The 12426-nt window shown below is 64.2% G+C and carries 14 protein-coding genes; 13 read left to right on the forward strand and 1 reads right to left on the reverse strand.

Annotation, left to right across the window (positions count from 1 at the left end; translation table 11 throughout):
* The 3 genes from ACQR1Y_RS12760 to ACQR1Y_RS12770 form a co-directional block, all read left to right on the forward strand.
* Positions 1-353: hypothetical protein (locus ACQR1Y_RS12760; RefSeq protein ID WP_434894306.1), on the forward strand; the 353-nt coding region annotated here is incomplete at its 5' end.
* A gap of 71 nt (positions 354-424) precedes the next feature.
* The gene (locus ACQR1Y_RS12765; protein ID WP_434876678.1) at positions 425-1369 is read left to right on the forward strand and encodes a right-handed parallel beta-helix repeat-containing protein; all 945 of its coding nucleotides are present in this window, start codon (positions 425-427) and stop codon (positions 1367-1369) included.
* Between the two features lie 83 nt (positions 1370-1452).
* The gene (locus tag ACQR1Y_RS12770) at positions 1453-1947 is read left to right on the forward strand and encodes a hypothetical protein (protein ID WP_434876679.1); all 495 of its coding nucleotides are present in this window, start codon (positions 1453-1455) and stop codon (positions 1945-1947) included.
* Between the two features lie 188 nt (positions 1948-2135).
* Here the strand turns inward: ACQR1Y_RS12770 and ACQR1Y_RS12775 are convergent, their stop codons facing one another.
* Positions 2136-2438, reverse strand: coding sequence for a hypothetical protein (locus tag ACQR1Y_RS12775; RefSeq protein WP_434876680.1), 303 nt, complete (start codon positions 2436-2438; stop codon positions 2136-2138).
* Positions 2439-2698: 260 nt separating this feature from the next.
* Here ACQR1Y_RS12775 and ACQR1Y_RS12780 point away from each other — a divergent pair, with 260 nt between their 5' ends.
* The 10 genes from ACQR1Y_RS12780 to ACQR1Y_RS12825 all read left to right on the forward strand — a co-directional run bounded on the left by ACQR1Y_RS12780 (position 2699) and on the right by ACQR1Y_RS12825 (position 12387).
* On the forward strand, positions 2699-3421 hold the full coding sequence (locus tag ACQR1Y_RS12780; protein WP_434876681.1) for a response regulator: 723 nt from the start codon (positions 2699-2701) through the stop codon (positions 3419-3421).
* A complete protein-coding gene (locus ACQR1Y_RS12785) occupies positions 3421-4797 on the forward strand; it encodes an ATP-binding protein (protein ID WP_434876682.1) in 1377 nt (458 codons plus the stop codon). Before ACQR1Y_RS12780 ends, ACQR1Y_RS12785 begins: the two co-directional genes overlap by 1 nt.
* Positions 4798-5253: 456 nt before the next feature.
* Positions 5254-5535, forward strand: coding sequence for a hypothetical protein (locus tag ACQR1Y_RS12790; RefSeq protein ID WP_434876683.1), 282 nt, complete (start codon positions 5254-5256; stop codon positions 5533-5535).
* Between the two features lie 88 nt (positions 5536-5623).
* A complete protein-coding gene (locus tag ACQR1Y_RS12795; RefSeq protein WP_434857763.1) occupies positions 5624-6754 on the forward strand; it encodes a PepSY-associated TM helix domain-containing protein in 1131 nt (376 codons plus the stop codon).
* On the forward strand, positions 6751-7020 hold the full coding sequence (locus ACQR1Y_RS12800) for a hypothetical protein (protein WP_434857762.1): 270 nt from the start codon (positions 6751-6753) through the stop codon (positions 7018-7020). The genes ACQR1Y_RS12795 and ACQR1Y_RS12800 overlap by 4 nt, the downstream gene beginning before the upstream one ends.
* 234 nt (positions 7021-7254) lie before the next feature.
* Positions 7255-7419, forward strand: coding sequence for a hypothetical protein (locus tag ACQR1Y_RS12805; RefSeq protein WP_434876684.1), 165 nt, complete (start codon positions 7255-7257; stop codon positions 7417-7419).
* A 310-nt stretch (positions 7420-7729) separates the two neighbouring features.
* Positions 7730-10069 carry a TonB-dependent siderophore receptor gene (locus tag ACQR1Y_RS12810; RefSeq protein WP_434876901.1) on the forward strand — a complete coding sequence of 780 codons (2340 nt, stop codon included), beginning with the start codon at positions 7730-7732 and terminating at the stop codon, positions 10067-10069.
* A gap of 306 nt (positions 10070-10375) precedes the next feature.
* Entirely contained in the window at positions 10376-10606 is a 231-nt protein-coding gene (locus ACQR1Y_RS12815) for an MbtH family protein (RefSeq protein WP_434876685.1), read from the forward strand.
* Positions 10607-10624: 18 nt separating this feature from the next.
* Positions 10625-11341: a thioesterase II family protein gene (locus ACQR1Y_RS12820; protein WP_434876686.1), complete on the forward strand. Its 717-nt coding sequence runs from the start codon at positions 10625-10627 to the stop codon at positions 11339-11341.
* A gap of 83 nt (positions 11342-11424) precedes the next feature.
* On the forward strand, positions 11425-12387 hold the full coding sequence (locus tag ACQR1Y_RS12825) for a TauD/TfdA family dioxygenase (protein ID WP_434857758.1): 963 nt from the start codon (positions 11425-11427) through the stop codon (positions 12385-12387).
* Positions 12388-12426 lie beyond the last annotated feature (39 nt).

The following is a 12426-nucleotide window of genomic DNA, read 5'->3' on the forward strand; positions in this document are numbered from 1 at the left end:
GGACATCTTTCCTCTTCACAACCCAAAACAACAACGCCGCGCTGATCAAATCAGCGCGGCGTTGTCGTTTGGGCGTGTGGCGACCGCGCCTGTTCGGCTCGACATTGCGCATTGCAGCGCGATTCAGCTCTCACCGAAACCTGATCCTCACGCTTGCGCGTCCGCGACGACGTCGGGGCGCGTCATCGAACGCGCCCGGAGATCTCCGGCTGGGGTCTCGGCTGCCGAATGAACGCGGATGCGTAGCGCCCAGACCGTCGATGGCTGGCGTGGACGAGGTCACCGGCGAGCTCGCCTCAAGTCGCCGAATTCAGCAACAAAACCTTGAACCGTCCGACGCCGCCTGTGACTAACTCTGTGCGTTTGAGAGTTCGTCATTGATATTTATGGTTGTGAGCCCTCGGGCCGATAGGGAGCCGTACACATGAGGAAGCTTGCTCTTCTGGTTTTGCTTGCCGCTGTCTTCGCGGTCTATCTGGGGTCCGCCGTCCCGGTTTGGGCGCAGGCCTCGAGAACCTGGGTCTCCGGCGTCGGAGATGATGCCAATCCGTGCAGCCGAACGGCACCCTGCAAGACCTTCGCGGGGGCGATCTCCAAGACCGCGGCGCTCGGAGAAATCAACTGCATCGATCCCGGTGGTTTCGGCGCCGTGACGATCACAAAATCCATCACGATCGACTGTCATGAGATCTTCGCGTCCGTCCTGAATGCCGGAACGAACGGCATCATCATCAATTTCGATGCGATCACGGATGCGAGGAAGACGGTTCGTCTGCGCAACCTGAATCTGAACGGATTCGACACCGGCCTCAACGGCATCCGCATCATCGGCGCGGCGTCAGCGGGCAGCGCCGTCTTCATCGAGGATTGCTTGATCGACGGCAATTTCGGCGGCACCGGGCGCGGCGTTTCCGACGAACGGTCCGGCGGCGGAAAGCTGTTCGTCTCGCGCTCGACGATTCGTGACAACGGGCAGAAGGGCATTTTCGTCACACCGAGCAGCGGCCAGACGCGGATCGACGTGGTCATCGACGATGTCCGCGTGGAGAACTCCAGTGTCGGGTTTGAGTTCGGCGCAGGGGTGAAGGCCATCATCAACCGCTCGGTCTCCTCCGGCAACAGCCAGGTGGGCGTGAACATCGTCTCGGGCTCCGAAGTCGACGTCGACAACAGCGTGGTCAGCGGAAACGGGACGGCGATCAACAACGTCGGAACGGCGCGCTTCGCCAATACCGACATCAAGTTCAACAGCAACGTCAATAACGGCGGAACGCTCTCCTATGGGAACAACCGAATCGCCGGCAATGCCGCGATCGGAACGCCATTGACCGCGATCGGAGCGGCTTCGACGGAATTCGGACAGCAGTAGCCGAGCATATCTGGGCTCGCGTCTGCGAGGTTTCGGGCCGTCGCGAATGCTTCGGCTCCACCTGATGTCACCGAGGAGGAATCATGCGACAGATCAGCAATCATAGCCCCCGCACCACTTCGAGTTTCAGCCGAACGTTCAATGGCCTTGTTGGCTTCGGAACACTGACGGTTCTCTGCGTGTCTCGTCTCCCGGCCCTGGCCGAGGTGCCATCGATCCCGGTCGACCCCAATCTGAGGACCGTGTCGCTCGTCGCTCAGGATTCATCGGATTGCGCGAACAGCACGGTCCAGGATGATCCCAATCGGATCAGGGGAGGAGAGATCTGGGTCACGAAGGGCGCGAATGGCGCGATGAGCGCGAAGATCGCGATGACCGCCAAGCCCAATACGTCCTATCACTTCTTCCTCAAATGCGTCCGCCTGCTGGGTGAAATCAAGACCGACGACGACGGAACGGGAATGGCGTCCTTTGACTTCAAGGCGTCCGAAGTCGGCGCGCGATTCGCGTTCGACATGTATCCGGAAGGCGCGCCGCCGGGCGAGAAATTCCAGAGCCTGCCGGTTTCGTTTCAGTAACAACGGGCGACTCGCCCTCGCGCAGGTCCCTGTTCGACAATCCTGACCATGCTGTTGCCGGCGAGCCGGGCAGGGCATCTCCACCGCCATCGATGCGTGCCACGCCTCCGGGAAGACGATCCGGTCCGCTCGCGTCGCAAGCGGACCGGGTCAATTCAGGGGCTTGATAGTGCGCTGGAGCCTTCGCTTCAGCGCGTCACCGTGCGGCTATAGCTGTAGGCGTTGCCGCGCGGACCGCTGCCTTGGCCCTGTACGGTGCAGCTGCCACCGCTGCAGCTCGCCGAGCCCGACCGCGACCAACTGCGTCCGGCGGGACCCGTGCCGCCGCCTTGCCAGCCGCAGGCGCCGCCGGCACAGCTGCCGGAGCTCCCGAAATTGGTGGTCCCCCGCGGCCCGGTGATCGAGCCGCTGCGGGTCCAGGCATTCGCGTCAGCCGCGGCGGCCGCCGACAGGGCGGCCACCAGCAAGAGAGTGCCAAGGGTTGTCTTCACGTCAGTCTCCCAATGTGTCCCGCCGGCGATCGCGTCGCCTGCGGAGGGAGATTGACCTTGCGATGTCGCGCGCAGATGTACCATCAGTCTTATTTCGTGCTGGTGATTGGCAAAATGTAACGGTAGGTCACCGGACAGCCTGGGCGTGCATGACACCTCGAACTTCATGTGCTTCGGCTGGCCTGCGCCGGGTAACAGTGTGTAACAGCGGCCGCCGGGGCATTGCCAAGGGGCGGGGTTTTTGGGCATCAGTCCTGGTCATGAGCATGCCCGCAGCCACGCTTCTGATGGTGGAGGACGATCCGGAGATCAGCCGGCTCGTCGGTGAATTCGTGCGCCGCGAAGGCTTCGAGATCGAGGTCGCGGATACCGCGGCCGCGATGGACGCGGTGCTGCGGCGGAAACGGCCCGATCTGATCATCCTCGACCTGATGCTGCCGGGAGAGGACGGGCTGTCGGTCTGCCGCCGGCTGCGGCAGAGCGACGACATCCCGATCCTGATCCTGTCGGCGAAGAGCGACGAGATCGATCGCGTCGTCGGGCTGGAGCTCGGCGCCGATGACTACATGGTCAAGCCTTTCGGTCCCAGGGAGCTGTTGGCGCGCGTCCGCGCGCTGCTGCGGCGGTCGCAGGCGAGCCCGCCGCGCGAGGCGAGCCGCCGCTTCGGCTTCGACCGCTTCGTCATCGACGTCGACGCCCGGAGCATCGAGATCGCGGACGCCGAGGCCGCACCGATCCAGCTGACCTCGGCGGAGTTCGACCTGCTCGCCTGTTTCGTGCAGCGGCCCCGCCGGGTGCTGAGCCGCGACCAGATCCTGGACTGGACGCGGGGGCGCTCCGCCGAACCGTTCGATCGCACCGTGGACATGCTGATCTCGCGCCTGCGCCGCAAGCTCGAGGCGGCGAGTCCCGGATCGAACCTGATCACCACGGTGCGCAACGGCGGATATCTGTTCACGGCGATGGTGCGGACGGTGTCGTGATGATGCGGCTGACGCTCGCGATGCGCATCGGCCTCATCGTCCTCATCAGCCTCGTGGCGATCTGGATCGTCACCTTGGCGCGATTCTACCGCGCCCGCACCGCCGAGATCGAAGGCGCGACGCCGCCACCCGCGCGGCTCGCCGCGGTCGCCGAGCTCATGGAGCGGACACCCCGGGCGGCGCGCGGGCAGGTCGTGGACGCAATATCCTCGGACCGCTTCGACGTTCGGCTGGTCGACGCCGCGGCGGCGGCCACACTGCCGCGAACCGAGCACGCGCAGCTCAGGCAGGGGCTGCGTGAGGCCTATGCCGACGCGCTGGGGGCTCGCCATCTGGCGATTGCCTCGGTGACCGAGTCCGACGGGCCGTGGTTTCCGCGGTTGTCGCGCGCGCCGCAGAATGCGCTGCAATTCCGCATCGGCCTGAACAATGGCGACGTGCTCGTGGTGGAGTCGCGCGCGCCGCTGATGCTGACGCAGCGGGGACTGCCGGTCGGTCTCGGTGCCGGCCTGTTCGGGACGCTGGTCGCGCTGTTTGCGCTCGTGATCATGCAGCGTGAGACGCGCCCGCTGGCACGCCTTGCCGCAGCGGTGGACCGCGTCGATCTGGCCGGGGCGCCGGTGCCGCTGCCCGATGTCCGTCGCAACGCGCCCGAGGTCCGCGCGGTGGTCACCGCATTCGGCCGGCTGCAGGACCGGTTGGCGTCGCTGATGCAGGCGCGGATGGTGCTGGTCGGCGGCATCGCCCATGATGTCCGCACCTTTGCCACGCGGCTGCGGCTGCGCGTCGACCAGATTCCAGACGATGCCGAGCGGCAGCGCGCCGAGGCCGACATCTCCGACATGATCCGCCTGCTCGACGACGCGCTGCTGGCCACGCGCGCCGGCGCCGGCGAGCTGCCGCAGGAGCTGATCGCCTTCGACGAGCTGGTGCGGGCCGAAGTCGACGATCGCCGCGCACATCGATCGAACGTGCGCTTCGCGCCGGCCGATGATCGCCGTGAGCTGCTGATGCTCGGCGACCGCATCGCGTTGCGCCGGATCATCGCCAACATCATCGACAACGCGATCAAATACGGCCATGCGGCGGATGTCTCGCTGCGCAGCGATGCCGAGCATCTCGTGCTCACGGTCGACGACGACGGGCCGGGCATTCCGGTCGCGCAGCGCAAGGCGATGCTGGAGCCGTTCACACGGCTGGACAGCTCGCGCAATCGCGCGACCGGAGGAGCAGGGCTGGGGCTGGCGGTGGTCCGTACGCTGGTCGAGGCGCATCGCGGCAGCATCGAGATCACCGACGCACCGCGCGGCGCCCGCATCGTCGTGCGGCTGCCGCTGTTCGTGGATGGAACGAGCCGGCATTCGAATCTTGCATGATCTTTCGTCCGTCAAAAGGCGCATGGCCGCGTGATCCCGCGGCGGACGCTCCATCCGGGGTGATGCAGCGTGAAGCCCTCGGAGATCGTGAGGGCGCAGGGAAGGCCGGACCTCGACTGAGGCCCGTGGCCCGCCTGCGAACAAGAATGCAGGCGGCAGGTACCACAGGTCAGCCGGAAACCCGGCCCTCCCTGCGCGATGGCTTAACGGCTGCTTCGCGTTCTCCCTGGTGCGCCGGGCTTTCTGGCCACCATCCCCATGCGAAGCCAGGCTTCGTCATGAGTTGATATCAGCATCGGGATATCAGGACCGCGCGACTTGACCGTGCATGGAAGATCGTTCGTCGGCGCGAGTACGACCCGCGCTGCAATCCACCATGCCCATCGCTCCCCGCCTCACATATCGTGACGACCGCGCGTACGTCCCTCAGCTCGAGACGGGATGCCATAATCAAACATGTTTTCCGGAAAAGCGAAAGAGGAATCTTTTCGCCGCAGGGACTGGACAGGCCAAATCAGCTTGATCGCGCAGAAAGATTTCGTCTCCGCGCGCATGACTCCGCGGCTCGCACCGTGTCAGCATCGGATGATTCGTCGGGTGTCGAGATTCGATGCGGCGGACTGCGGCAGGCGCGCGGACCGCCGCGCTGGCCGATCGCGGATGATCGAAATTCTCGTTGCCGTTCCGATGCTTGCGGTGGATCTGCGCGCCACTTTAAAGAAATTCCAGCACACTTAGAGCAATTCAGTTTGCTGCAGCCCTTCTCTTGCCGGACGGTCGGTTCATGTGACGGCAACGTCCAATGAAGCAGGGTGGTGCGAGCGCAATGCGTCTGTGGGTTCAGGTTCATACGTGGACGTCGCTGGTCAGCATGGTCTTTCTGCTGATGTTGTGCCTCACCGGACTGCCGCTGATCTTCCATGACGAAATCGAGCATCTGTTCGAGGACGAGATCGCCGCGCCGGCGATGCCGGCGGACACGCCGCGTCTGCCGCTCGATCGTCTGATCGCGGCGGCCAAGCAGCAGCTTCCGGAGCAGCATGCGCTGTTCGTGAGCGTGAAGCAGAACGAGCCGCTGATCGTGGTGGCGATGTCGCCGACCGCCATCCCCGTGCCCGGCCAGTTTCATCGCCTCACGGTGGATGCGCGCACGGCCGCAGTCCTCGGCGAGGAGGTGCCGCATCAGGACGTGATGGACGTGATCCTGCGCATTCACCGGGACATGTTCACCGGCCTGCCCGGAGAATTGTTTCTCGGTCTGATGGGGCTCGTCTTCGCCGCCTCCATCGTGTCCGGCGTCGTCGTCTACTGGCCGTTCATGCGGCGGCTGCAGTTCGGCACCGTGCGCGACCGCTCGGCGCGGCTGAAATGGCTCGACCTGCACAATCTCCTGGGCATCGTCACGGTGAGCTGGGCGCTTGCGGTCGGCTTGACCGGCACCATCAATACGCTCGCGGTGCCGCTGTTCGATCTCTGGCGCGCCCAGACCATGCCGGCGCTGCTCGCGCCCTATCAGGGCAAGCCGCTGGCCGAGGCCAAGTCGATCGAGGCCGCTGTCAACGCCGTCCGCACCGCCTTTCCGGACCGGCTGGTGACATCCATCACCATGCCGACCACGACGCGTTTCGGCAGCCCGCAACACCTGATGGTCTGGACCAAGGGGCGGACGCCGTTCACGGCGCGCATGTTCAAGCCCGTGCTGGTGGACGCGGAGGACAGCAGCAAGATGGTGGCGCCGGAACTGGCCTGGTATCTCACCGCCCTGCAGGTGTCGCGGCCGCTGCATTTCGGTGACTATGGCGGGCTGCCGTTGAAGATCATCTGGGCCGTGCTGGACGTCATCACCATCATCGTGCTGTGCAGCGGTCTGTATCTGTGGGTGGCGAAGCGGCGGAGCAGCCGGCGCAAGGTGGCAGGCGTGGTTGCGGCGGCCTCGCCGGTGACGGTGTCGCCATGAGTTCATCCGCAGCATCGTCGCCGCCCTCGGCCCGCGTCGCGCAGCTCTCCGCCTGGCAGGTGTTTCGTGCGCCGCTGATGATCGGCCTCGTCGCCACCGCCGGGCTGGCCTTCGGCCTGTTCGGCGACGGCCTCTGGGATGGCCTGTGCTGGCTCGGGCTGTCGGTGCCGATCCTGCTGTCGCTGATCTATGGCACGCCTTGGAGCCGCGCGGCGAAGACCGCGCCGGATGACGTGCAGGGCGACAGGCGCGATCAGTCGCGCTGAGCGCGATCGCGTTTCCCTTGCGTGGGCTTCCTTCGCAAGGTTGATCTCAGCAGCTGTGCCCTGTGACGGGACTGCTGCCGCGCTGTTGCGCGGCTGACCGTGACGCACGGTCGCCTTTCGATCAATCACCCATCTATCATTCGCACATCGCGGCATGCCGTACGACGTGGATGGCCGGGACGAGCCCGGCCATGACGGCGCGGATACAGACGAGCGCAACATCTCCAGCGTCGAATGCGCTGGAGCTGCCTGGAACAGGCCGCGTCGTCGATCCCCGCGCGCGTGTCCCTGCGCGCGAACTCATCCGTTGAAGCCCGTCACTTCACGCCGCTCTGCGGCATCGATGGCCAAGATGCGGCGCAATTGAAAGCAAACGTTGATTTAAAGGTGACGTTGTGATTAGTTGTCAATGAAGGGTTGATCGACGCCCGCGCGATGACGTCGAGACCATCGCCCCCCACCGTCATGCTATTTGTCGCGATCGCCGCAGAAATCTCCAAGCGATCCACACGACATGCGCTTCTTTGGAAGGCTTCAAAGAACGCGCGCGAAGAAAATCCAGCCGCAAACACAATTAGTTAGAATCGCGCGCGCGGCAAATCTGTCGCTCGTTAGACGAGTTCTACGTCACGCGACGCCATCCTCGAATACCTGTGTGTTAGGAGCACCGACGGACCAAGCAGGAACTTGGAATGATCGGGGTGTCAGGATGGTTTGTCGTATTCGGGTGAGAGACGTTAGGTTGACGAAATCTTTGGGACTCGTGAGCTCGCTGGCGCTCACCTTGAATATTGGCGGCATTTCGCAAGCCCTGGCTCAGACGCAGCTTCCCGATGTCACCGTCGATGCACCGAAGCCGAGGGCGCGGCAGGTCGCGCCGAGGCCGCAGGCAACCCCGACGCGCACCGCCCAGCAGCGCCGCGTCGCCCCGCGCAACCTTCCGCCGACGGCGCCGGTCGCCTATGTGACGCCTTCCACGGGCACGATCGGTGCGCCGCCGTCGCCCTATGCCGGCGGCCAGGTCGCCAGTGGGGGCGGGCTCGGCCTGCTCGGCAATCGCGGTGTGATGAACACGCCGTTCAACCAGACCAGCTTCACGTCGCAACTGATGCAGAACCAGCAGGCGCGAACGATCCGCGACGTGCTGATCAACGACCCGTCGGTGCGCACGATCCAGGCGGCCGGCGGCGGCGCGGACAGTCTCTACATCCGCGGTTTCTATTACGACAGCGGCGACTATGCGCTGAACGGCCTTGCCGGTATCGCGCCGTACTATTCGACCGGGGCCAATTTCATCGAGCGCGTGGAGCTATTGAAAGGCCCGGCTGCACTGCTCAACGGCATGACCGTCGGCGGCACCGGCGCGTCGAGTGGCGGCGCGGTCGGCGGCAGCGTCAACCTGATCACCAAGCACGCGCTCGACACCGACATCACGCAGTTGACGGCGACTTATGCTTCGAAGACGCAATTCGGCGAGCAGGTCGACATCAGCCGCCGCTACGGCGAGCACAAGGAATGGGGCGTGCGGCTGAGCAGCAAATACTCCAATGGCAACACACCGTGGGACCGGCAGACTGACGAGTTCGGCAACGCCCATCTCGCCGTGGACTATCATGGCGAGAACGTGCGGCTCGACGCTGATATCGGCTATCAGGCGGACAATCTGAACCCGCCGCTGCGGTTCTTCACGATCGGGGCCACCACGACCAGCATTCCCAATCCGCCGGCATCGGGCACCAATTTCCAGATGCCGTGGGCCTATTATGCGCCGACGGACTTCTTCTCGACCGTGAAGGGCGAGGTCGATCTCGGCGAGCACGTGACGGCGTATGCGGGATTCGGCTATCACGACAGCAACATCAACTACCGTTACATTTCGCCGACGATCGCGAACAATGGAAGTCTGAGCGGAACGGCATTGACGGGAAGCGAAACCTACAAGACCTACGCCGGAGAGGCCGGACTGCGGATCACTGCGGACACTGGTCCAGTCAACCATGCCATCAATGTCGGCTACTCCGTCACCGATCGGACATATACCCAGCGCGTGGTGACCGGCACTCCGGATTTCAAGAAGACGCCGTGGAGCCTCTATTCCGATCCGACCAACATCCCGCTGCCCGCATTCTCTTCCACTCTGGCCGCCAATCAGGTCGTCGGCGCCAATCTGTGGAGCATCGGTGTCTCGGACACCATGTCCATCCTCGACAAGAGGATCCAATTGACGGTCGGTGCGCGTCGGCAGACCGCCGGGACCGAGATTGCCAATTTCCTCCCGACCGGGGTCAGTCGCCCGTTCCAGGATACGTCCGTCTGGACGCCGGCCTATGCGCTGGTGATCAAACCAGTCGAGCAGGTCGCGCTCTATGCGAATTATATCGAGGGCCTGCAGACGCCGGCGGTCGTAACCGGCGCCACTTTCAACAATATCGGCACGGTGTTTCCTCCGGGGCAGACCAAGCAGGTCGAGACCGGCATCAAGGTCGACTTCGGCCGAATCACCACGACGCTCAGCGCGTTCGATATTTCGAGGCCCAGCATCATCAGCGTCGCAGTCCCTGGCCAGGCGAAGCCTGACCAGGTCCTCAACGGCCTGCAGCGAAACACTGGCGCGGAGTTCAACGTGTTCGGCGAGGTCACGCCGGCATTCCGGCTGCTCGGCGGCGTAGCCTATACGCACGGTGTGCAGGAAAAAACTCAGGGCGGCGCCACTGATGGCCTGCGCGCTGTTGGTGTTCCTGAGCTGACTGCGAATATTGGAGCCGAATGGGACACGCCGTTCGTGCGGGATCTGACCCTGACGGGACGTGTGGTCTACACGGCGACACAATATGTCGACGCGAAGAACACGATGTCCTTGCCGGATTGGACGCGCGTCGACATCGGCGCCCGCTACACCTTCACTTCGCCCTGGAACGGCAAGCCGATCGTGCTGCGGGCGGCCGTGGAGAACGTCTTCGACAAGGCCTATTGGGCGTCCGCCTATAGCGGCGTGATCACGCTCGGTGCGCCGCGCACCTATCTGGTGTCGACGACGTTCAATTTCTGACGCCAAGGCGTGACGCAAAGAGTGAGGCCGTCGCTCAGATGATGTGCGACGGCCTCGTTAGTTAGGTCATTCATTTCGTTGAATTTGCACCAACTGTGGCGATCATCTGGTTTGTTTGTAGCTCGTTTGCCGTCGCGGTCGAGGATTGTGATCGTTTTCCGGAGATGCATCCTGATGTTGAATCGTCACGCGAGCGTCACCTTGGAGAGATTAAAAACTTGGATCGGCGGTATCACTTTGACTGTCATTCGCAACTACATTACTCGTAGTTCATCGCCGTCGCTGAATAAGTAGGAGTAGTCGGACATGATGGTCTTCGACCGGGATGACGTCACTTTCACCGTCGTCGTGAATCACGAAGAGCAATACTCGATCTGGCCAACCTTCAGGGAGATCCCGAACGGTTGGACCGCAGTCGGGGTGACCGGCAGCAAGAAGGAATGTCTCGATCACATCGAACAGGTCTGGACCGACATGCGGCCGCTGTCGCTGCGCAAATTCATGCAGGAGAACGCCTCCGTCGCCGCCGAATCCTGATTCCACGGAGTTGTTGCGATGCGACTCTTCTGTTTGCCTCACGCCGGCGGCAGCGCCACGGTCTATGCGCGGTGGAAGCGGTTGCTTCCGTCCTGGATCGACGTCGTCCCGCTGGAGCTGCCCGGGCGCGGCGCGCGGATGGACGAGCCGTTGCACACTGATCTTTCGGTTCTGGCCGACCAGCTTGCGGCCGAACTGATCGGCGCGAAGCTCGCATCGCCTTACGTGTTGTTCGGGCACAGTCTCGGCGGCCTGATCGGCTTCGAACTCGCGCACCGGCTGCTCGCGCTCGGCGCGCCGAGACCGCGGCTGCTGATCGTGTCGGGGACCGAGGCTCCGGCGATGCGCGACGACAGCCGCTGGCGCGAGCCGCTCGGTGACGATGAATTGCGCAGCGAGCTGCTGCGCCTGGACGGCACGCCGCGCGAGGTGTTCGCGAGCAGGGAGATCATGCAGGGCGCCCTGCCGGTGCTGCGCGCCGATTTCCTGATGTGCGGGACCTACGTCTACCAGCGGCGGCATCAGCTGCCATGTCCGATCCACGTGTTCGGTGGCGATCGCGACGAGACGCGCCCGGATGCTCTCGCCGGCTGGCGCGCCGAGACGGCCGCCTCCTTCGCGATGGACATGCTGCCGGGAGGTCATTTCTTCCTGTACGACGAGCCGGCCGATGTCCTGAAGCGCCTCGCCGCGCTGCTGGCGCGCCAAGCCCAGCCGCAGCTCGCGGGCGCCTGAGCCGTCCGCTTCGACCAACACGACCGGCCCACCGGCCGGTCGACCAGACTTCGATGCCGAGATGACGAAGACGGGGAGAGATCATGTTCGCAAGACAACTTAAGATAGATGAGAATGAGCTTCCCTTCGTTCTGCGCGCGAGCCGCAAGCAGGAGCCGCTGATCGAGGCCATCGCAGATGTCCGCGACATGATCGAACGCCAGCTCACCTCGTCAGGCGGCATTCTGTTTCGCGACTTCCAGCTCGACGGCGCCGAGGGTTTCCGGCGTTTTGCCGCGAGCTTCGGGCATCCTTTGCTGTCCTATGAGTTCGGGTCGACGCCGCGCTCGCAGGTCAGTTCCGGCGTCTATACGTCGACGGAGTACCCGCCTCACCAGCACATACCGCTGCACAACGAGCAGGCCTATACGCGCGACTGGCCGATGAAGATCTGGTTCTATTGCGAGCGCGCGGCCGAGCAGGGCGGCGAGACGCCGATTGCCGACAGCCGGCTGATCTACCGCGACATGCCGGCCGCGATCCGCAACCGCTTCGCCGAGCGGGGCGTGATGTATGTCCGCAACTATGGCAGCGGGCTCGATGTCGACTGGCGGCAGGTGTTCGGCACCGAGTCGAAGGCGGAGGTCGAGGCCTATTGCGCCGCGCACGACATCGTCTGCGAATGGAAGGACGGCGACGAGCTGAGGACCCGGCAGGTCTGCCAGGGAACGGCCGTGCATCCCGTCACCGGGGACATGGTCTGGTTCAACCAGGCGCATCTCTTCCATGTCTCCAGCCTCGCGCCGGAGCTGCGTGACAGCCTGATCGAGATCGTCGGCGATCCCTTGGAGCTGCCGCGCAATGCCTTCTATGGCGACGGATCGCCGATCGAGGACGACACGCTGGCGACGGTGCGTGGCGTGCTCGACCGGCACAAGATCGTCTTTCCCTGGAAGACCGGCGACGTCGTCATGCTCGACAACATGCTGACCGCGCATGCGCGCGAGCCGTTCAAGGGACCGCGCCGGGTGATCGTCGCGATGGCGCAAGCCCATCGCGTCAACTGAACCCGCGACCGTTCACCGCCGCCACCGGATCTTCTGATG

Origin of the sequence: Bradyrhizobium sp. HKCCYLRH3099 (assembly GCF_051167855.1) — a bacterium.
Taxonomy (GTDB): Bacteria; Pseudomonadota; Alphaproteobacteria; order Rhizobiales; family Xanthobacteraceae; genus Bradyrhizobium.

What these genes read in the sequence shown, in the direction of transcription:
- ACQR1Y_RS12765 (WP_434876678.1), top strand. Translation starts at nt 425, where the DNA reads ATGAGGAAGCTTGCTCTTCTGGTTTTGCTTGCCGCTGTCTTCGCGGTC.
- ACQR1Y_RS12770 (WP_434876679.1), top strand. Translation starts at nt 1,453, where the DNA reads ATGCGACAGATCAGCAATCATAGCCCCCGCACCACTTCGAGTTTCAGC.
- ACQR1Y_RS12780 (WP_434876681.1), top strand. Translation starts at nt 2,699, where the DNA reads ATGAGCATGCCCGCAGCCACGCTTCTGATGGTGGAGGACGATCCGGAG.
- ACQR1Y_RS12785 (WP_434876682.1), top strand. Translation starts at nt 3,421, where the DNA reads ATGATGCGGCTGACGCTCGCGATGCGCATCGGCCTCATCGTCCTCATC.
- ACQR1Y_RS12790 (WP_434876683.1), top strand. Translation starts at nt 5,254, where the DNA reads ATGTTTTCCGGAAAAGCGAAAGAGGAATCTTTTCGCCGCAGGGACTGG.
- ACQR1Y_RS12795 (WP_434857763.1), top strand. Translation starts at nt 5,624, where the DNA reads ATGCGTCTGTGGGTTCAGGTTCATACGTGGACGTCGCTGGTCAGCATG.
- ACQR1Y_RS12800 (WP_434857762.1), top strand. Translation starts at nt 6,751, where the DNA reads ATGAGTTCATCCGCAGCATCGTCGCCGCCCTCGGCCCGCGTCGCGCAG.
- ACQR1Y_RS12805 (WP_434876684.1), top strand. Translation starts at nt 7,255, where the DNA reads ATGCGCTGGAGCTGCCTGGAACAGGCCGCGTCGTCGATCCCCGCGCGC.
- ACQR1Y_RS12810 (WP_434876901.1), top strand. Translation starts at nt 7,730, where the DNA reads ATGGTTTGTCGTATTCGGGTGAGAGACGTTAGGTTGACGAAATCTTTG.
- ACQR1Y_RS12815 (WP_434876685.1), top strand. Translation starts at nt 10,376, where the DNA reads ATGATGGTCTTCGACCGGGATGACGTCACTTTCACCGTCGTCGTGAAT.
- ACQR1Y_RS12820 (WP_434876686.1), top strand. Translation starts at nt 10,625, where the DNA reads ATGCGACTCTTCTGTTTGCCTCACGCCGGCGGCAGCGCCACGGTCTAT.
- ACQR1Y_RS12825 (WP_434857758.1), top strand. Translation starts at nt 11,425, where the DNA reads ATGTTCGCAAGACAACTTAAGATAGATGAGAATGAGCTTCCCTTCGTT.